Raw genomic sequence first — 20,194 nt, 5'->3', positions numbered from 1 at the left:
AAAACTTTCACTCACTTGATGAGTGGAAGTTTTTTTGAACTTTGATATAATATTCCTTGTAAAGAAAGAGAAAGACACATGATGACACGAAAAATTGCCTTATTATCAGATGTGCATGGGAATAGCACAGCCTTGGAAGCAGTACTGGCGGATGCGGAAAGCAAGCAGGTGACAGACTATTGGTTTTTGGGAGACTTGCTCCTGCCAGGAACCGGTCGCAGAAATATTTTAGATAGAATGGAGCAGCTGCCCATCAGCCTCCAGGTCAAGGGGAATTGGGAAGACAGCCTCTGGCATGCTCTACACCAAAAGCTGGATTTGAATCGTCCCAGTCACCTCTATCTGACTCGGCTCTGCCATTTTGTCCTAGAGGAAATTCGTCCTGAAGAGATTGAGCGTATGCAGGAACTTCCTCTGCAAATCTTGACAGAAGTAGAGGGATTGAAGATTGCAGTTAGCCACCATCTGCCAGATAAGAATTGGGGACGGGAGCTGATTCATATTGGCGAGCAGAGCGATTTCGATCGACTTTTTGAGGGGAATGACTGCGCTATCGCTGTTTATGGTCATATTCACCAACAGTTTCTCCGCTACGGGACTAAGGGGCAGCTGATTATCAATCCCGGCTCTATTGGTCAGCCGTTCTTTCTAGATTCAGCTTTGCGTCAGGACCTGCGAGCCCAGTATGCCATTTTAGAGATTGATGAAACGGGTCTGGCTGATGTCGACTTTCGGCGCGTGGCCTACGATGTGGAGCAGGAACTACGATTGGCTCGGGAGCTTCACTTGCCTTACTATGAGATTTATCGAGAAAGTTTGGTCAATGGTATCCACCATACCCACAACCATGACCTGCTGCGGGAAATCAGTGAGCGGGAAGGCTATGCAGATGAGATTGTAGCTTTCTTAAAGTCTGGTCGTAACTCTTGAAGTTACACCATTTTTGAGATATAATAGTGAGAGAAATTGATGAGGGAGGAGAAAAAATGCAGATTTCTAGTCGTTTTACCATTGCCACTCATATGCTGATTGTACTGGCTTTGGAAGGAAAAAAGCAAAAACTGACAAGTGATATCCTTGCTGGCAGTGTTGGAGTCAATCCAGTTATTATCCGTAAGACCTTGTCCCAGCTCAAGAATGCCGGAATGATTACCGTTGCTCGTGGGACTGGAGGAGCAGAGATTGCCAAAGATTTGAAAGACATTAGCCTGTTGGATGTCTATAGTGCGGTTGAATGTCTGGGCAAGAGCGGCCAGCTCTTTAGTTTTCATGATAAGCCCAATCCAGACTGTCCTATCGGCAAGAACATTCACAATGTCTTAGATGACCGCTTGGCGGCTATTCAGGCAGCCATGGAAGCTGAATTGGCTCAGACCAGCCTCGACGTGGTCGTCGCAGCAACCGAAAAAGAAATTAAAGAACAATCTGTTTCCTAGTGAGCAGGTTGTTTTTTTACTTAAAAATTTTCTGAGATGTAATCATTGACATTACATTAAGATATGTTATACTAATAGATGTAATAAAAACAATTACAATACAAAATTAACTATCGGAGGATAAGACTATGAAAATCGCAGTAATTGGAGCAAATGGAAAAGCTGGCAGCCTCATCGTGAATGAAGCAGTTAAACGGGGGCATGATGTAACGGCCATCGTTCGGTCAGCTAATAAAAGTGAGGCCCAGCATGAATTGATTAAAGATTTGTTTGACTTGACTAAGGAAGACTTGCTTGAGTTTGATGTAGTCGTATCAGCTTTTGGAGCTTTTGCACCAGACAACCTGCCCCAACATACAAGTTCCTTAGAACATCTAGCAATGCTTTTGGCAGATACAAAGACTCGATTGTTGGTTGTCGGTGGTGCAGGCAGCCTCTATATGGATCCAGAAATGAGTATCCAACTGTCAGATACACCAGATTTTCCAGCGGATTACAAGCCTTTGGCTAAAGCTATGGCGGAAGGGCTGGCTCATTTGCGTCAGTTTGATAATGTTCTATGGACTTACATCAGTCCCGCAGCAGATTTTGATGCAGATGGTGCTAAGACGGGCGATTATATCTTAGCTGGCGAGGCCTTTACTGTCAATGAAGTCGGTCAAAGTCGAATTAGCTATGCAGATTATGCTGTGGCTATGCTGGATGAGATTGAAAAGGGCAGCCACATCAAGAAACGTATTTCTGTTCTGGGAAAATGAAAAAAGATGGAGCAGGCGAACTGCTGACATTTAAAAGTAAAGAGAGGAGAAAGTACATGACTTTTGAATATCAAAGCAAGATTTATCTAGGAGAGGCGGCACTTTATGTGGCCGACTTAGCAGGACAAAGGGATTTTTATCAGCGCGTTTTAGGACTGGAACTTTTGGAAGAGCAGGACGGACAGGTGGCTTTGGGCAGGGACGGACAAGCGCTGGTGAGACTCTTAGCGACCAGTGACCGGCAGTCCGTTAAGTCGGTTTACGGTCTTTATCATCTGGCGCTTTTGCTTCCCAGCCGTCAAGACTTGGCGGATATCCTGAAGCATTTATCAGAAAATAAAGTTCCTATGGTTGGAGGAGCGGACCACGGTTATAGTGAAGCCATTTATCTGGAGGATCCAGAAGGCAATGGCATTGAGCTTTATCGGGACAAGCCTCAGATTGATTGGGATATTCGAGAAGATGGCCGCATTATCGGAGTGACAGAAGCGCTCGCGGCTCAAGAAATCTATGAACTAGGTCAGGAAGTTCAACCATTTAGTATTGCTGAAGGCACTCGAATGGGCCATGTCCATCTATCTGTGAAAAATAGCAGTGCTGCTAGTCATTTTTACCAAAAGCTTCTAGACTTGGAGGATAAATTTTCTGTACCTTCTGCAAGTTGGCTGGCATCAGGAAACTACCATCATCATTTAGCGGTTAATGAATGGGGAGGTTCTCACTTGAATCATCGCCAACCGAAGCAAATGGGACTGGCCTATTTTGAGGCGCAAGTAGAAGGAAAAGAAGACCTAGTAGCAATTTATGAAAATGCTCTGGATCTGCAGGCGCCAGCCCGATGGATTAGCTCCCAAGAGCTAGAAGTCACAGACCCAGATGGGATTATGGCAAAAATTAAGACAAGAGTGGTATAATAAGGCATATCAAGAAACTCGAAGAAAGAAAAAATATGTACAAGACTTATTATGCATCACCGATTGGCCGGATTCTTATCTTGACAGACGCAAATGCCTTGCTTGGACTTTGGTTGGAGAATCAGAAATATTTTGGGGCAGGCTATGATTTGGAGCAAGCGCAGGAGGAGGATACAGAAGTCAGCCGACGCATCTTTGCTTGGTTGGACGCTTATTTTAAGGGAAAAAATCCCGCAACTGATGGGATTTCATTGGCACCTCAAGTGACGGAGTTTAGAAGCAAGGTTCTGACAGTACTGCAGAAGATTCCCTATGGGCAAACGGCTACCTATTCAGACATTCTACGAGAATTACAAGCTGAGTACGGTAAGATTGGCTCTGCTAGAGCAGTTGGTGGCGCCATCGGTCATAATCCCATTTCCCTTCTGATTCCCTGCCACCGGATTGTCGGAAGCGACGGCAGGCTGATCGGTTATGCTGGCGGCCTTGATAAAAAAGATTTCTTGTTGAAACTAGAGGCGAGGGAGAAGACTGAATAAATCTTTCTACTCAAGATTTTTATCATTTTACTGGTGAGAATCTTTTTTACGTACAGTAATAAGCTAAAAACCCCTTTGTCAGCTGCTGTAAGTGACAAAGGGGTTTTTAGTTAGTCAATATGCCATTGTGTGGCCAGCCAGTCGGCAAAGGCAGCATAGCGTTCTTTGAGAGCTTCATGATGCCCATAAGGGTCAAAGATGGAGTAGGTGGTAAGGATTTCTTTCTGAATCAAGCGATGAATTTCTTTGGCATAAAAAGGAGCTTTGGAAAGTCGGTTCGAGTGATTCGCGCCTTCTGTCTTCCCATTCTGCAAATAAACCAGACAATCCTTGTTTTTCGAGTTCTGGGTCCGGCAATAGTCGGTAAAACCTGGGTACCAAAAGGAACCGCAGATAGAAAAGACACAGGGAATCTCGCAGCCGCTATAGAGACTGTAAACAGCCGCTAGTCCACCGAGAGAGTAGCCACCATAAGCAATTCTCTTGTCATCCAGTAGGTAGTGCTGTCTGATTTTTGCTAATATACCGCTGAAGAGCTCTTGGTGGTAGCTATCCGCTCTGCCGCCAAAATCAGGATTACCAGGCTTTAGAGCATTGGCTTTCCAGGGTGTATAATCGTCCAGCCTGTTGTTTGATATCAGTCCGATTAAGATTACCGATGGAGAAAGCTTGCTTAGGTAGTCTATCTGACCATCATTTAGCAAGATTGCTGGATAAGATCGTGATTTGTCATAATCTTGGGGCAGGGCAATATTGACAGTGATACCCTCCCAGACAAAGGTCTTATTTATTGACAAAGTCATTGATCTTCTCGAGTGAGTCAATTACAGCAGGTCCATAATCCATGAACTCATCATAGGAGATGGTCATGATTTTTTGATTTTTGACCGCTGGGACATCTTCCAGAACTGGATTGGCTTTCATTAGATCGACTGCTTGACCATCCATGGACTTGTTGCGGTCGCTGGTTACGTAAATGATGACTTCTGGATCCATAGAGACCAGATTTTCCAAGGTCAAGCCAGAGGTCCCAGTCGCTACATTGGTATAGCCGAGCTGGTTAAGCAGACTCTCCTGCAGGGCAGATTTATAGGCACCGAAAGTCTCATCGTTGTAGGCACACATGATGAGCGCTTTTTTCTTTTCGCCTTGGCTAGCCTTATTGGCCTTCTTGACAGTGTCAATTCTTGCCTGCAGCTGGTCAGCATACTGATTGGCCTTGTCTTGAACGTTAAAGATGGTTCCTATATTCTTGACATCTTCAACAATATTGCCTAGGTCTTGTTTGGTATTGGACAGGGAAGCCTTCTGTGTGTAGACAGGGATTTTGTTTTCATTCCAGGCACTGACTGTCCCCAGAGACTTCTCGGAAAACATCATGTTTCGGCCAAGAAGAGCATCTGGCTCATAGGATAGCACAGTTTCCTGTGATACGGTTTTCTTGTCGCCGACTTGCGGAATGGTGGCAATATCAGCCTTGTATTTATCTGTGACATCGTTGTCTGGATTGAGCATACCAGCGATCTTGTCTTTCAATCCTAGTTCAATCAAGATTTCGGTCGTTGAAAGGTTGTTGGTGATGACCTTTTCCGGTGCCTTTTCAAAGACCTGATCAATCTCCTTGCCTTCGGCATCGTAAGTTTTGATTGTCACTGGATATTTTGTCTCTGCTGTGCTCTTTTTCGCGCTTTCAGTTTTGGAGGAAGATTGCGAAGTTGAGCTTTCTTTCGTACTTTCTTTAGATGAAGAATTGCAGGCTGCCATTGTCAGTGCAGCAGTTGCGACGAGTAAGATACTGAGTGTTTTTTTCATATTGCCTTCCTTTCTTGGGCTTGGAGCTTGTATAGATAAAGCTGAGAGCAGGCTCTTATAGATACTGAATCATGGCCTGTCGATCCTTGGTCCAGATCACTTTGCTCTGAATGCCGTAAACGGCTTGCAGTGAATCATGGGTGATGGCCTCTTCTGGAGCGCCTTGGTATGCAATCTCACCTCCCTTCATGAGGTACAAATAATCTGAATACTGACAAGCCAGTTGGATATCGTGTAAAACTGCTAAAACATTGATGTTCAGGTCTTTCACGATACGCAGCATATCCAGCTGGTATTTGATATCCAAATGATTGGTCGGCTCGTCTAGGAGCAGTAGGCTTGGCTGTTGAGCCAAAGCGCGTGCCAGCAGGACTCTTTGCTTCTCACCACCAGACAGGGATAAATAGGTTCGCTCTCCCTTGTCTAGCATATCTACCTGACTCAAGGCATGACGGACAAGGGCATAGTCTTTTTCGCTCTCTTTTTGAAAAAAGGATAGATGCGGCGTCCTGCCCAGCATGACGATTTCTTGGACGGTGCAGTCAAACTGAAGATGGTTAAACTGAGTCACAACGGCTATTTTCTGGGCTGCTTTTTTTATGCTGACCTGTTCAAGTGGCCTTCCGTTTAGATAAATGTTTCCGCTGTCGGGTTTGATTTGGCGGTAGATGGTTTTGAGCAGACTAGTTTTGCCGCTTCCGTTGGGCCCTAAAATGGTGTGAAACTGATTTCCCTCGACCCTGAGCGAAATTCCTTTTAAAATCTCTTTTTGGCCGACAGCATAGTGGATATTTTGGCAAGTTAGATCCATATCAGCTGCTTACCTCCTTTCGGCTTTTGGCTACAATGTAGATAAAGAAGGGTGCGCCAACCAAAGCGGTAAAGATCCCAATCGGCAGCTCTGCATTTTTGATCAGAGTCCGAGCCAAAACATCTGCCCAGACAAGAAAGAGGGCCCCCAGAAGAGTCGCGATGGGGAAGAGCCTTCTGTAGTTGGTACCGACCAACCTTCGGGCAATGTGCGGCGTGATCAGACCGACAAAGCCGATGATGCCGCAGCTGGCCACCAGCACTGCTGTGATGATGGCGACGACAGTAATATAGAGGTACCAGTAAACATGCAGTGGCACACCCAGTGTCAGAGCAGCCTCTTCCCCCATCATCATGGCATTGAAAATACGGTACTGGGAGCAGAAAAACAAAAAGGCAAGACCGACAGCGAGAGCCGGCAAGGTCAGATCTGACCAGGAAGTTCCGGCCAGTGAGCCCATGGTCCAGAATTTCACAGTCATGATACTGTCAGCATTGGCACCGACGGAGATGATAAAGTTGGCAAAGGCGATAAAGAGAGCATTGACCACCGTTCCGGATAAAATCAGACTGCCCGTCGTCATTTTGCCCTGCATGGATGCGATAAGGACGACGACTGCCGTTGCCAGAATGGCTCCGATAAAAGCGCCTGTGCTAGTAAGGTTCTTGAGTCCTAAGATGATGCTCAAGGTTGCCCCAAAGGTCGCTCCCGCTGAAATTCCCAGAATATAAGGCTCTGCGATGGGGTTGTTGACTGTAGACTGCATGACGCTGCCGCATATGGACAGACCGGCTCCAGCTAGGATGCCCAAGAGCACTCTTGGGAGCCGCATATTCCAAACAATCGCGATTGTGGACGGAGATAGTTTACCTGTGCCGAGGGAAAAGCCGAGCTTACTGAAAATAATCCGGTAAGTATCTTGTATGTCAATAGTGACTGATCCCAAGGAGACAGCAAAAAAGAGGAAACAAGCCAGAAAAATGATGAGAAGCAAGAGTAGGCAGACATAGCGAGAAAATCTGTGATTTTCTGACTTTTTGAAGAACATCCAGACCTCCTTAACAGAAATGATTAGAATTTTTAGACAATTTCATAAAAATTATAACATTTTTAAATCAGAATGACAAGAAGGGATGAAAAACTCTGATATGATGAGGATTTGTGACGCTTGCTCTTCTCAGTGATGAAAACACCTTGCTGGTGTAAAAACTGACCGGTGTGGAGTAATTGAGATCTTCGGAACGTCTCGACAGACAACTTCATTCGGAAGAAAAGCAAGTAAGCCTAAATGACTTTGGTATAATTATTAGGAAACAAGAAAAAACGACAGAAAGTTTTCTATCGTTTTTTGAAAATATAAATGCTTAAGGACTAAGATAGCTATAACGATATGCAACAATGATAGCTTAAATAATTGGAAAGTCTTTGCTCTATAAAGTAATCATTCAACATTAATAGAGGCTTATAAAATTCTATTCAAAATACAGTAAGTCCTTGCTGGTCTCAGTGAAAAGTTCAAAGCCATTCTTGGTAACATAGCCGCAGTCCTCGATGCGGACACCGACCTTGCCAGGAATGTAAATGCCGGGCTCGACAGAGAAGCACATGCCTTCCTCAATGACCATATCGTTGCCCTCCATGATGGACGGAAATTCGTGGACATCCATACCGATACCGTGGCCGAGACGGTGGTTGAAATACTCACCATAACCAGCCTTTTCGATGACCTCACGAGCTGCGCGGTCTACTTCATGAGCTGTGACGCCTGGTTTGATAAAGTCAAGCGCTGCTTGCTGAGCTTCCAGAGTCAGATAATAGATATCTTTTTTGAACTGATCTGGCTGGCCGACAGCAACGGTTCGTGTCATATCGCTGGCATAGCCATTGACCATGCAGCCCAAGTCAAAGAGGAGGAGAGCATTGTTTTCGAGTTTATTGGCTCCGGGAATGCCGTGCGGATTGGCTGCGTTGTTGCCTGTCAGAACCATGGTTTCAAAGCTCATTTCATAGCCTTCTCGCTTGATAGCAAAGTCGATTTGAGCGATGATGTCTGTTTCAGTATTTTCTAGTGAAATATTGTCAAAACCGATATTGACAGCCTTGTCAGCATATTGGCCGGCTACTAGCATTTTCTGGATTTCATCGGCAGATTTGATCAGGCGCAAGCGGTTAATATAAGGGGTCAGATTGACAAATTCAGCTCCATTAAAAACAGTACGCAGGCCGTGGTACTTAGTTAAAATTAGATTATCAAACTCGACCGGTACTTGTTTGAAGGATTGAGATGGTAGAGAAGCCTTGATCTTTTCCCAAGGGTTTTCAGAATCAACATAGCCTATAACCTGAAAGTCTACGGTAGAAGAAGCACGCTCAACTTCCAGTGCTGGTACGAAAAGGAGTGGCTCATGGTCAGTGTAGACGAATAGGAACATCTGGCGTTCATGTGGATCGCTGTAAAAGCCTGTTAGGTAATGAATGGTTACAGGATCAGAGATTACAGCTACATCCTGCTTTTCATTTTCAAGATAAGTGATGATTTGATTGATTTTTGTCATAGTTCAACCTTCTTTCTATGCCTCTATTTTTGCAGAAAAAGTGAAAAAAATCAAGGATTCTAATGAAGATTCCTCATCCTTGCTTGGAATTTTCGTAAGAGGGAAAGCTAAGATGAAATTTCAATAAGAATGTTGGAATATAGTGTGCGAAAATAGTATTTTTTAAGAAAAATTTGATATAATGGTGCTTATGGAGTGGTAGGACAGATACAAAAATAATAGTGTCTAAGCTTAAAAATTATATAGATATGAAGGAAAAAAATGAAAAAAATATTAGTTGTAGATGACGAGAAGCCAATCTCGGACATTATAAAGTTTAACATGGCTAAGGAAGGCTATGAAGTACTGACAGCCTTTGATGGTAAGGAAGCTCTAGAAATGTTTGAAGCAGAGCAACCGGATATTTTGATTCTGGATTTGATGTTGCCAGAAGTGGACGGACTGGATGTTGCTCGGACCATTCGCAAGACCAGCAATATGCCGATTATTGTACTTTCGGCCAAAGATAGCGAATTTGATAAGGTAATCGGTCTGGAAATCGGAGCAGACGACTATGTGACCAAGCCCTTTTCGAATCGTGAATTGCTAGCTCGGGTCAAGGCCTTGTTGCGCCGTTCTGAACTAGTCCCAGATAGTCATGTGGACGAGAGCAGTCCAAAGGAACTTTTTATTGGGGATTTGCAGATTCTTCCAGATGCTTTTGTGGTGAAAAAACACGGGAAAGAATTGGAATTAACCCATCGTGAATTTGAGCTCTTGCACCATTTGGCGACTCATGTTGGTCAGGTCATGACGCGTGAGCACTTGCTGGAAACTGTCTGGGGCTATGATTACTTTGGAGATGTGAGGACAGTCGATGTGACCATTCGCCGTCTGCGCGAAAAAATCGAAGATACTCCAAGCCGTCCGGAGTATATCCTGACTCGCCGCGGTGTCGGTTATTACATAAGAAATAATGATTGAAACACTAAAAGAATTCGTGCTTTCTCCTGACTTTGTCTTTTCACTGATCGTTGTTGGCTTTATCATCGTCGTGGCTCTTTTGTTGCTGGAAAATCGACGAGATACTCAAAAGCTGGTGCAGTTAAACCAAAAGATCAAGGGATTGATTGCAGGAGATTATTCAGAAGTTTTAGATATGCAGGGCAGTCCTGAAATCACGGACATGACCAATTCCATCAATGATCTCTCTGAAGTCATCCGCCTGACGCATGAAAATTTGGAGCAAGAAACCAAGCGTCTATCCAGCATCTTGTCTTATATGACGGACGGGGTGCTTGCGACCAATCGTCGAGGGCAGATTATCACCATCAATGACATGGCAACCAAGCAATTGGGTGTCAAACGTGATGATGTCCTTAATACCAGTATCTTAGATTTGCTGGATATTGCTGATGAGTACGATCTACGCGAATTGATCACCAAGGTTCCAGAATTGACCATTGATTCTCAAGATGAAAATGGTGAATATGTAAGCCTGCGGGTTCGATTTGCCTTGATCAGACGGGAATCAGGCTTTATATCCGGACTGGTAGCAGTGCTGCATGATACAACGGAGCAGGACAAGGAAGAACGGGAGCGTCGGCTTTTCGTTTCCAATGTTAGCCATGAATTGCGGACGCCTCTAACCAGTGTGAAATCCTATCTGGAAGCCTTGGATGATGGTGCTCTGTCAGAGCCTGTTGCACCGGAATTTGTCAAGGTTTCACTAACTGAGACAAACCGGATGATGCGGATGGTGACAGACTTGCTTAGCTTATCGCGGATTGATAATAATACCAGCCATCTGGACGTTGAACTGACTAATTTTACGGCCTTTATCACCTATATCCTCAACCGTTTTGATAAGATTAAAAATCAGGATGAGACCAAAAAATATGAGATTATCAGGGATTATTCAATTACGCCGATTTGGGTAGAGATTGATACGGATAAGATGACCCAGGTGATTGATAATATCATGAACAATGCCATCAAGTATTCGCCTGATGGTGGGACGATTACGGTTTCTGTGAGGACAACAGATGTTCAGTTGATTCTCTCGATTTCAGATGAAGGTCTGGGCATTCCCAAGCAGGATCTGCCAAAGATTTTTGATCGTTTCTATCGGGTGGATAAGGCCCGCAGTCGAGCTCAGGGAGGAACGGGCTTGGGTCTGGCTATCGCTAAAGAAATTATCAAGCAGCATCATGGCTTTATCTGGGCTAAGAGTGAGTATGGCAAAGGATCTACCTTTACCATTGTTCTTCCATATGATAACGATGCTGTCCGTGTAGATGACTGGGAAAATGAAGAGAATGTAGAAAGTGAACATGACTAAGGGATTTCAATATAGTATTTTGGCATCTGGCTCGAGTGGTAATTGCTTTTATCTGGAAACAGACCAAAAACGCCTACTTGTCGATGCTGGTCTATCAGGGAAAAAAATTACGAGCCTTCTGAGCGAAATTGACCGCAAACCAGAGGACTTAGATGCTATTTTGGTCACCCATGAGCACAAGGATCACATCCATGGTGTAGGGGTTTTGGCGCGTAAATACAATCTGGATATTTATGCCAACGAAGCAACTTGGCGAGCGATGGAAAAGGACTTAGGCAAGCTAGATGCTAGTCAGAAGCATATCTTTGAAATGGGTAAAATGAAGACCTTTGGTAATCTAGATGTCGAAAGTTTTGGAGTGAGCCACGATGCGGCTGCTCCCCAGTTTTATCGCTTTATGAAGGATGGAAAGAGCTTTGTCATGCTGACGGATACGGGTTATGTCAGTGACCGCATGGCTGGAGTGATTGAGAATGCGGATGCTTATTTGATTGAGAGCAATCATGATATCGAGATTCTTCGGAGCGGTGCCTACCCGTGGAGCCTGAAACAGCGCATCCTGTCTGACTTGGGGCATTTATCCAATGAAGATGGTGCGGAAACCATGATTCGTACCCTTGGCAATCGAACCAAGCGCATCTATCTGGGGCATTTGAGCAAGGAAAATAATATCAAGGAACTGGCTCATATGACCATGGTCAACCAACTGGCTCAAGCTGACTTGCCAGTGGGCCATGATTTCCAGGTCTTTGATACTTCTCCTGATACAGCGACGCCTTTGGTGAATATCTAATCATCAGTCGCTCAGAAAGAGAGTGGGACAGAAATCGGTAATTCGTTAGAATTCGATTTCGTCGTCCCACCTCCGCACAGTTGAGTAGGGCTGTAAAAGCTGATGCAATCAGCGTAATAGAGTCCACTCAACCACTGCGTCTTGCTCGACAATCCAAAGACAATTGAGAGGCTAGGACTTTTGCCCCAGCCTCTTTTTTAGGATTGACAAGAATTATTATTTATGGGAAACTAGTTTTATATTTTTTAGCCTGTTTTTTTACACTTGAAAGGAAGCTAAAGAATAGAAATGAAGAACGACTATGAAAATCTACGTGAGGAAACCAAATGCGCCTGATTTATTTTGTGATTGCCTGTCTATCTTTAGCTCTAGGAGTGCTGGGGATTTTTCTGCCCCTTCTTCCTACGACTCCTTTTTTACTTTTGTCTATTGCTTGCTTTTCGCGCAGTTCCAAGCGGATTGAAAATTGGCTTTATCACACCAAGATATACCAGACCTATGTTGCAGATTTTCGGGAGACCGGCTCGATTGCCAAAGAGCGCAAGAAAAAGATTATCGTGTCCATCTATATCTTGATGGGAATTTCTATTACGTTAGCCCCGATAATTTGGGTGAAAATCTTCTTGTTCGCCCTGACAATCTTTATTACCTACTATCTTTTCAAGGTCATCCCAGATAAGGAATAGACCGGGAAATACGCTAAGAAGACAAGTAAACAAGTGCGTTGGCACTTGTTTTTTGGTATAATGGTAGATAGTTCACAAAGAACATCATTTTAGAAAGGATGGATTGGACTCATGCTCTGCCTTGGCCTAGCATGAAAAAGAAACTATGGAACAATTAAAAGATGCACTGCTGGAGCAGTTTGGACTGGTGTTTGAAGACAGCAGTCTGCTAGAGACCGCTTTTACTCATACCAGCTATGCCAATGAGCACCGCCTCTTAAAAATTTCACACAATGAACGCCTGGAATTTTTAGGAGACGCTGTTCTGCAGCTGATTATTTCTGAGTATTTATATAAAAAATACCCTAAAAAACCAGAAGGAGATTTGTCAAAACTACGCTCCATGATTGTTCGGGAGGAGAGTTTGGCTGGCTTTGCACGGGACTGTCAGTTTGATCAGTTTATCAAGCTAGGTCGCGGTGAGGAAAAGTCAGGAGGTCGCAATCGCGATACCATTCTGGGTGACTTATTTGAGGCCTTTTTGGGTGCCCTTCTTTTGGATAAGGATGTGGAGACTGTCAAAGACTTTATTTACCAAGTCATGATTCCCAAGGTAGAAGCAGGTGACTTTGAGCAGGTGACTGACTATAAGACTAAGCTGCAAGAACTCCTACAGGTTAATGGCGATGTGGAGATTGTCTATCAGGTTACAGATGAGACAGGGCCAGCCCATGCTAAGAACTTTGCTGTGGCTGTGTTGATCAATGGTCAAAAAGCGGGTCAGGGACAAGGCCGTTCTAAGAAACTGGCTGAGCAGGAAGCTGCCAAGGATGCATTTGAAAAGGAAAGTCACTAATGTTTTTAAAGGAAATTGAAATTCAAGGCTTCAAGTCATTTGCAGATAAGACCAAGGTAGTTTTTGACCAAGGGGTGACTGCTGTTGTTGGTCCCAATGGCTCAGGTAAGTCCAACATTACGGAGAGCCTGCGCTGGGCTCTGGGTGAGTCGAGCGTCAAGAGTCTGCGGGGCGGTAAGATGCCCGATGTCATCTTTGCAGGGACGGAGAACCGCAAGCCACTCAACTATGCTTCGGTCGTTGTGGTTTTGGATAATCAGGACCAGTTTATCAAGCAAGCAGGCAAGGAAATCCGTGTCGAGCGACATATCTATCGCAGTGGTGATAGCGAGTACAAGATTGACGGTAAAAAGGTCCGTCTCCGCGATGTCCATGACCTTTTCATGGATACAGGGCTAGGACGGGATTCTTTCTCTATCATTTCCCAAGGGAAGGTAGAGGAAATCTTTAATAGCAAACCAGAAGAGCGCCGAGCTATCTTTGAGGAAGCAGCCGGTGTACTCAAATATAAGACTCGTCGCAAGGAAACAGAAAGCAGGCTAGCGCAGACTCAAGACAATCTGGATCGCTTGGAAGATATTATCTACGAGTTGGATAGTCAAGTCAAGCCACTGGAAAAGCAGGCTGAGACGGCCAAGCGCTTTTTAGAACTGGATCAAGAGCGTCAGGAGCTTTATCTGGATGTCTTGGTGGCTCAAATCAAGGCGAATAAAAGTGATTTGACGGCGGCAGAAGCTGATTTGGAAGCGATCAAGCAGGAGCTGGCGGCCTATTATACGAAACGGGATGAATTGGAACGTGAAAACCAAGAGATTAAGGTTAAACGTCAGGAAGTGAATCAAAAACTGTCTGACGATCAGGCCAGTCTTTTGGAGTTGACGCGTTTGATCAGTGATTTGGAGCGCCAGATAGACCTAGCTAAGCTGGAATCTAGTCAGGCGGCCAGCAGCCGTTTGGAAAATGAAGAACGCTTGGCTGGATTGAGAGAAAAAAGCCAGCAGTTGACAGTTGATATTTCCTCCAAGGAAGCTTATCTAGCTGATTTAGCAGTTCAGCTGACAGAAAATCAAGAGGCTATGAGCCAGTTGGAAGCAGAATTGGCGGACTTTTCAGATGACCCAGATCAGTTGATTGAAAATCTGCGGGATCGTTACGTCAAGCTCATGCAAGAAGAAGCAGATCTGTCCAACGACTTGACCTCGCTAGAAAATCGACTGGAGAATGAGCGGAGTCAAGCAGCCAGCAAACAGGCTGAGTTTAGCAAACTGCAGGCTGATTTAAAAGCTGGTAGGGCAGAAGAAGCGGCTCGACAGGCAGAATTGGAAGCGGCTCAGGCTGCTCTCAGAGCCTTGCTAGATCAGTATCAGCAGCAGCAGGGGCAGGTCGAGAAGTTGGCGACTGCTTATCAAAATGAGCAGACCAGCATGTTTGCCCTGCTGGATGATTTGAAAAATAAAAAAGCCCGTGCGGCTAGTTTAGAAGCTATCCTTAAAAATCACAGTAATTTTTATGCAGGTGTAAAAAGCGTTCTGCAGGAGGCTGATCGTCTGGGTGGTATTGTCGGGGCAGTCAGCGAGAAATTAAGCTTCGATCCTCATTACCAGACTGCTTTAGAAATTGCGCTGGGGGCAAGCAGTCAGCATATTATCGTTGAGGATGAGGGAGCAGCGACCAGAGCTATTGATTTTCTTAAGAAAAATCGGGCTGGTCGGGCTACCTTCCTGCCTCTGACGACCATCAAGGTCCGTCAACTTCCCGAACAAAATCAATCCAGAATTGAGGCCAGTCCAGGCTTCCTAGGTTTGGCTTCAGAGCTGGTGACCTATGAGCTAGGTTTGGACAATATTTTCCAAAACCTGCTGGGAACAACCGCTATTTTTGATACGATTGAGCATGCGCGTGCAGCTGCCCGTCAGGTTCGTTACCAAGTCAGAATTGTAACGCTGGACGGCACGGAACTGCGCACAGGCGGTTCTTATGCTGGAGGAGCCAATCGTAATAATAACACAATCTTTATTAAGCCTGAATTGGACAGCTTGCTTGGAGAAATGGAACAGCAGTCCCAAAAGCTGAAAGTTCAGGAGCAACAAGTCGAAAGTTTGCAGTCTCAGCTATCAGAGGCCAAGCAAGCCTTGGAAGCCATCAAGTCTGAGGGTGAGCAAGCTCGCTTGACGGAGCAAAGAGTCAAGTTGGCCTACGAACAGATTGCAGAGCGGGTTGCGGAACTCAGCCAGCTGGAGCAGCTACAGGAGCAGGACTTGGCTAGCCAGACTGAAACGGCAGGCCTGACTGAAAAGAAAAAAATGGAAGAGCGGCTGTCGGCTATTGAGGCTGCAAAAACAGCCATTACTGCTGAAATTGAGCAAGTCAAGTCGAATAAAAACGCTGTTCAGGATCGCTTCGATCAGCTATCGGCTAACTTGTCTGAACTGAAATTGAAGAGCACGGAGCTGACTTCTAGCCAGCGCTTTGAGAAGAATGATTTATCGCGTTTGCTAGAGGAGAAGGCTGCCTTGGACAAGGAAGTTGCTACTTTGCAGCTTTTGATAGAGCAAAAGGAAGAAGCTGTCAGTCAAAAGGTGGATATTTCCGTCTTGGAAGAGCAACTTAAGACTGCCCAAGAGAAAAAGACAGACTTGGATCAGAACCTCATCCGACTCAAATTTGAGCTGGACGACTTAGAGGGGCAGTCTGAGGATATTCTAGGGCATTTAGACCAAGCACGTCAGCAAAATGAAAGTTTGATTCGCCGTCAGGCCAAGGCAGAGGCAGAAAAAGAGAAATTTTCAGATGTCTTGCGTCGTCTGCTGACCAATCTGACGGATAATTACCAGATCAGCTTTGAAGAGGCTGATCAAAGAGCCCGCTCTTTGGAAAATCTTGCAGCTGCGGAAGCTCAAGTCAAAGACTTAGAAAAGGCTATTCGTGCTTTGGGACCGGTCAATTTGGATGCGGTAGAGCAATTTGAAGAAGTTAGCAGCCGCCTGAGCTTTCTCAATAGTCAGCGGGATGACGTACTCTCGGCCAAAAATCTTCTCTTGGAAACCATTGAAGAGATGAATGACGAGGTCAAGGAACGTTTCCAAACAACCTTTGAAGCCATTCGTGAAAGCTTTAAGCTGACCTTTAGCCAGATGTTTGGCGGCGGTTCAGCAGACCTCATCTTGACAGAAGGCGACCTGCTGACAGCTGGGGTAGAGATTTCGGTTCAGCCTCCGGGCAAGAAAATCCAATCTCTCAATCTTATGAGTGGTGGAGAAAAAGCCCTGTCAGCCTTAGCCTTACTCTTCTCCATCATCCGTGTCAAGACCATTCCGTTTGTCATCTTGGATGAAGTTGAGGCAGCTCTGGATGAGGCCAATGTAAAGCGCTTTGGGGATTATCTCAATCGCTTTGACAAAGAAAGCCAGTTTATCGTTGTGACCCACCGCAAGGGAACCATGTCTGCAGCAGACTCTATCTATGGAGTGACCATGCAGGAGTCAGGAGTTTCCAAGATTGTGTCGGTCAAGTTAAAAGATTTAGAAAGTTTATAGTATGAGCATAAAATTAGTAGCAACAGATATGGACGGTACTTTTTTAGATGACAAGGGCCAGTTTGATATGGAGCGGCTCAAGCATCTGCTGGCCCAGTTTCGAGAAAAGGGCATCTATTTTGCTGTTGCCAGCGGTCGAGGAATTCTTTCTCTTGAAAAGCTCTTTCATGAAGTTCGAGATGATATCATCTTTATCGCGGAAAATGGCAGCCTTGTAGAGTTCCAAGGAAAAGATCTATACGAAGCAACCATGCCAAGAGAATTTTATCTCAAGGTATTTGACAAGCTCAAGGAGTCGCCCTTTGTCAATATCAACGAGTTGCTCCTAACAGGGAAAAAAGGCTGTTATGTCCTAGAGACAGTAGATCCGACTTATCTCTCTTTCAGCGCTAATTATAATGAAAATATCCAAAAGGTAGCTGATTTTAGTGAAATTACAGACGATATTTTCAAATTCACCACCAATTTCAGCGAAGAAACAGTGGCTGACGGCGAAGCATGGGTTAATGAAAATGTCGCGGGTGTTAAGGCGATGACAACAGGCTATAAGTCGATTGATATCGTGCTGGACTATGTGGATAAAGGGGTGGCTCTTGTCGAGCTAGCTAAGAAGCTAGGCCTAGAGATGGATCAGGTCATGGCTTTTGGTGATAACCTCAATGACCTACATATGATGCAGGTAGTGGGCCATCCGATTGCACCAGAAAATGCACGGCCGGAAATTTTGGCAGTTGCGAAAGAAGTGATTGGGCACCATGCGGCCCAATCTGTTATGACCTACATGGAGGGCTTATAATGGCTGATATTAAATTGATTGCTTTGGACTTGGACGGGACGCTTTTAACCACGGATAAAAAGATTTCTGAAGAAAATCTAGCAGCGCTCAAAGCGGCTCAACAGCAGGGAGTCAAAGTTGTATTGACCACAGGGCGTCCGCTCAAAGCTATGGAATTTTTCCTGCATGAGCTGGGCACCGATGGTCAGTCAGATGAATACACCATTACCTTTAATGGTGGTCTGGTTCAGCGCAATACTGGCGAAATTTTGGATAAAACGGTATTTGCCTACGATGATGTAGCTAGAATTTATGAAGAAACTGAGAAATTGGGTCTGCCTCTGGATGCGATTGATGGTGGCTTGGTTTATCAGATTCAATCAGACCAAGCATCGCTCTACGCAGAGTTTAATCCGGCTCTGAACTTTGAATCCATTGCTTTTGAAGACCTTTCTAGCCAGATTACCTATAATAAATGCGTTACAGCCTTTGCTCAGGAACCGCTGGATGCAGCCATTCCTCACATTTCTCCAGAACTGTTTGACCAGTATGAAATTTTCAAATCACGGGAAATGCTGCTGGAATGGTCACCGAAAAATGTCCACAAGGCGACTGGTTTGGAGAAACTGATTGCCCACTTGGGAATGGATAAAAGCCAAGTCATGGCCTGCGGTGACGAAGCAAATGATTTGTCAATGATTGCTTGGGCTGGTCTGGGCGTTGCCATGCAAAATGCCGTACCAGAAGTCAAGGAAGTAGCAGAAGTTGTCACTCCGATGACCAATGATGAAGATGCAGTTGCTTGGGCAATTCGGAAATATGTATTGAAGGAGAACTAAAGAATGGGATTATTTGACCGTCTTTTTGGACGTAAAAAAGAGGAACTTGAAGAAAAGCCCCAGATAGAGGAACAGGTAGAGGAGAGTTATCAGACTACAGAGATTGAAGTTCCATCTGAGACAGATTTCCAGCCCCTTGCTGCTTCTAATGAAGAAACAGCGGAAACTCCGGTAGTAGAATCTGTGCCAGAAGAGAAAATAGAGTCCGCAGTTTCAGCAATTTCTGAGCAGGAATTTGCCCTAACTGCTCAACAAGCTGACTTATCTGAGCCAATGCTTGAAGACGAGGAAAGCCCTGAACAAGTTTTGATTGAGGTAGAAGAGCAGTCTGAAACTTCAGCAAATCAAGCTTTGGAAAGTAGTAGTGAATCAGAAGCGAGAGATTATTACCAAGAATTGCAGGAGCGTTTGGCTGCAGCTAGAGAGCAAATCAGCTATAAACCAGAGCTAGAGGTGTCTAGCAAGCAGGAAGCAAGCACTTCCTCACAAGTAGACTCGACAGAGTATGGAGAAGAGGCGGAGGAAGAACAGGTTCTAGTCGAAAGTGAGACTCCCGCAGAAACAGCTGAGATTTCTACTGAATACCAAGAAGAGAGTGTCCAAGACAAGTATGACCGCAGTCTAAAAAAGACTCGGACTGGCTTTGGTGCTCGTCTCAATGCCTTCTTTGCTAATTTCCGCTCAGTTGACGAAGATTTCTTTGAAGACCTGGAAGAACTGCTGATTACTAGTGATGTCGGTGTACAGGTAGCTTCCAATCTAACTGAAGATCTGCGCTATGAAGCTCGTCTGGAAAATGCTAAGAAACCAGAAGCCTTGCGCCAACTCATCATTGAAAAATTGGTCGATATCTATGAGAAAGACGGCCGTTTCAATGAGAAAATCAATTTTCAAAATGGTCTAACAGTCATGCTCTTCGTCGGTGTAAATGGAGTAGGGAAGACGACCTCAATAGGCAAATTAGCCTATAAATACAAGCAAGAAGGTAAAAAAGTGATGCTGGTGGCAGCAGACACCTTCCGAGCTGGAGCCGTTGCCCAGTTGGCTGAGTGGGGGCGTCGAGTAGACGTGCCAGTCGTGACTGGCCCAGAAAAGAGCGATCCAGCCAGTGTAGTGTTTGACGGTTTGGAAAGAGCCAAGGCTGAAAATGTCGATATTCTCATGATTGATACAGCTGGTCGCTTGCAAAATAAGGACAATCTCATGGCAGAGCTGGAAAAAATCGGTCGTATTATCAAGCGGGTAGATCCATCAGCGCCGCACGAAACCTTCCTAGCCTTGGATGCCTCTACGGGTCAAAATGCACTGGTTCAGGCCAAAGAATTTTCAAAAATTACGCCTGTGACTGGTATTGTCCTAACTAAGATTGACGGAACAGCGCGTGGTGGTGTTGTGCTTGCCATTCGTCAGGAACTGGATATTCCAGTGAAGCTGATTGGTTTTGGCGAGAAAATTGACGACATCGGCGAGTTTAATTCTGAGAACTTTATGAGAGGCCTCTTAGAAGGTTTGGTGCAATAGTCTATCAATAAAGCCTAAATTGAAATCAAACTCTTCTATCAAAAAGTAATCAAAATAGATGAAA

Annotated in this window: 19 protein-coding genes; 14 read left to right on the top strand and 5 right to left on the bottom strand. The window is 44.9% G+C overall.

Features of this window, described 5'->3' with window-relative positions:
* The first annotated feature begins 81 nt into the window (after nt 1-81).
* From SCRDD08_RS08235 to SCRDD08_RS08215, 5 genes are all read left to right on the top strand, one after another.
* Nucleotides 82-930 carry a metallophosphoesterase family protein gene (locus tag SCRDD08_RS08235; protein WP_061423289.1) on the top strand — a complete coding sequence of 283 codons (849 nt, stop codon included), beginning with the start codon at nt 82-84 and terminating at the stop codon, nt 928-930.
* 56 nt (nt 931-986) lie between these two features.
* Complete coding sequence (locus tag SCRDD08_RS08230) at nt 987-1,436, top strand: Rrf2 family transcriptional regulator (protein ID WP_061423190.1); 450 nt, start codon at nt 987-989, stop codon at nt 1,434-1,436.
* 128 nt (nt 1,437-1,564) lie between these two features.
* On the top strand, nt 1,565-2,194 hold the full coding sequence (locus SCRDD08_RS08225; protein WP_061423189.1) for an NAD(P)-dependent oxidoreductase: 630 nt from the start codon (nt 1,565-1,567) through the stop codon (nt 2,192-2,194).
* A gap of 56 nt (nt 2,195-2,250) precedes the next feature.
* Nucleotides 2,251-3,108, top strand: coding sequence for a VOC family protein (locus SCRDD08_RS08220; protein WP_061423188.1), 858 nt, complete (start codon nt 2,251-2,253; stop codon nt 3,106-3,108).
* Between the two features lie 35 nt (nt 3,109-3,143).
* Nucleotides 3,144-3,647 (top strand): methylated-DNA--[protein]-cysteine S-methyltransferase, encoded by a 504-nt coding sequence (locus SCRDD08_RS08215; protein ID WP_061423187.1) that lies wholly within the window; start codon nt 3,144-3,146, stop codon nt 3,645-3,647.
* A 110-nt stretch (nt 3,648-3,757) separates the two neighbouring features.
* On the opposite strand, the gene SCRDD08_RS08210 is transcribed toward SCRDD08_RS08215, so the two are convergent.
* The 5 genes from SCRDD08_RS08210 to SCRDD08_RS08190 form a co-directional block, all read right to left on the bottom strand.
* Nucleotides 3,758-4,450 carry an alpha/beta hydrolase-fold protein gene (locus tag SCRDD08_RS08210; RefSeq protein ID WP_061423186.1) on the bottom strand — a complete coding sequence of 231 codons (693 nt, stop codon included), beginning with the start codon at nt 4,448-4,450 and terminating at the stop codon, nt 3,758-3,760.
* A complete protein-coding gene (locus SCRDD08_RS08205; RefSeq protein ID WP_061423185.1) occupies nt 4,431-5,459 on the bottom strand; it encodes an ABC transporter substrate-binding protein in 1,029 nt (342 codons plus the stop codon). The genes SCRDD08_RS08210 and SCRDD08_RS08205 overlap by 20 nt, the downstream gene beginning before the upstream one ends.
* Nucleotides 5,460-5,514: 55 nt before the next feature.
* A complete protein-coding gene (locus SCRDD08_RS08200; protein WP_061423184.1) occupies nt 5,515-6,270 on the bottom strand; it encodes an ABC transporter ATP-binding protein in 756 nt (251 codons plus the stop codon).
* A gap of 1 nt (nt 6,271) precedes the next feature.
* On the bottom strand, nt 6,272-7,318 hold the full coding sequence (locus SCRDD08_RS08195) for a FecCD family ABC transporter permease (protein ID WP_061423183.1): 1,047 nt from the start codon (nt 7,316-7,318) through the stop codon (nt 6,272-6,274).
* Between the two features lie 424 nt (nt 7,319-7,742).
* Nucleotides 7,743-8,825: a M24 family metallopeptidase gene (locus SCRDD08_RS08190; protein ID WP_061423182.1), complete on the bottom strand. Its 1,083-nt coding sequence runs from the start codon at nt 8,823-8,825 to the stop codon at nt 7,743-7,745.
* A gap of 261 nt (nt 8,826-9,086) precedes the next feature.
* On the opposite strand from SCRDD08_RS08190, the gene yycF reads away from it, so the two are divergent.
* The 9 genes from yycF (at nt 9,087) to ftsY (ending at nt 20,130) form a co-directional block, all read left to right on the top strand.
* A complete protein-coding gene (gene yycF / locus SCRDD08_RS08185; RefSeq protein WP_061423181.1) occupies nt 9,087-9,788 on the top strand; it encodes a response regulator YycF in 702 nt (233 codons plus the stop codon).
* Nucleotides 9,781-11,145 carry a cell wall metabolism sensor histidine kinase VicK gene (gene vicK / locus SCRDD08_RS08180; protein WP_005589490.1) on the top strand — a complete coding sequence of 455 codons (1,365 nt, stop codon included), beginning with the start codon at nt 9,781-9,783 and terminating at the stop codon, nt 11,143-11,145. The genes yycF and vicK overlap by 8 nt, the downstream gene beginning before the upstream one ends.
* A complete protein-coding gene (locus SCRDD08_RS08175; RefSeq protein WP_061423180.1) occupies nt 11,138-11,938 on the top strand; it encodes an MBL fold metallo-hydrolase in 801 nt (266 codons plus the stop codon). The genes vicK and SCRDD08_RS08175 overlap by 8 nt, the downstream gene beginning before the upstream one ends.
* A 326-nt stretch (nt 11,939-12,264) precedes the next feature.
* On the top strand, nt 12,265-12,624 hold the full coding sequence (locus tag SCRDD08_RS08170) for a YbaN family protein (RefSeq protein WP_061423179.1): 360 nt from the start codon (nt 12,265-12,267) through the stop codon (nt 12,622-12,624).
* Between the two features lie 145 nt (nt 12,625-12,769).
* Entirely contained in the window at nt 12,770-13,459 is a 690-nt protein-coding gene (gene rnc / locus SCRDD08_RS08165) for a ribonuclease III (protein ID WP_045501072.1), read from the top strand.
* Entirely contained in the window at nt 13,459-16,995 is a 3,537-nt protein-coding gene (smc, locus tag SCRDD08_RS08160) for a chromosome segregation protein SMC (protein WP_061423178.1), read from the top strand. The genes rnc and smc overlap by 1 nt, the downstream gene beginning before the upstream one ends.
* 1 nt (nt 16,996) lies before the next feature.
* The gene (locus tag SCRDD08_RS08155) at nt 16,997-17,791 is read left to right on the top strand and encodes a Cof-type HAD-IIB family hydrolase (RefSeq protein WP_061423177.1); all 795 of its coding nucleotides are present in this window, start codon (nt 16,997-16,999) and stop codon (nt 17,789-17,791) included.
* Nucleotides 17,791-18,609 carry a Cof-type HAD-IIB family hydrolase gene (locus tag SCRDD08_RS08150; RefSeq protein WP_061423176.1) on the top strand — a complete coding sequence of 273 codons (819 nt, stop codon included), beginning with the start codon at nt 17,791-17,793 and terminating at the stop codon, nt 18,607-18,609. Before SCRDD08_RS08155 ends, SCRDD08_RS08150 begins: the two co-directional genes overlap by 1 nt.
* A gap of 3 nt (nt 18,610-18,612) precedes the next feature.
* The gene (gene ftsY, locus SCRDD08_RS08145) at nt 18,613-20,130 is read left to right on the top strand and encodes a signal recognition particle-docking protein FtsY (RefSeq protein ID WP_061423175.1); all 1,518 of its coding nucleotides are present in this window, start codon (nt 18,613-18,615) and stop codon (nt 20,128-20,130) included.
* Nucleotides 20,131-20,194: the final 64 nt, after the last annotated feature.

The sequence above is a fragment of the Streptococcus cristatus genome, assembly GCF_001578775.1.
Classification (GTDB): domain Bacteria; phylum Bacillota; class Bacilli; order Lactobacillales; family Streptococcaceae; genus Streptococcus; species Streptococcus cristatus_A.
Note: the sequence above shows the minus strand (reverse complement) of the source record. Positions and strands in the feature narration are given on the sequence as shown.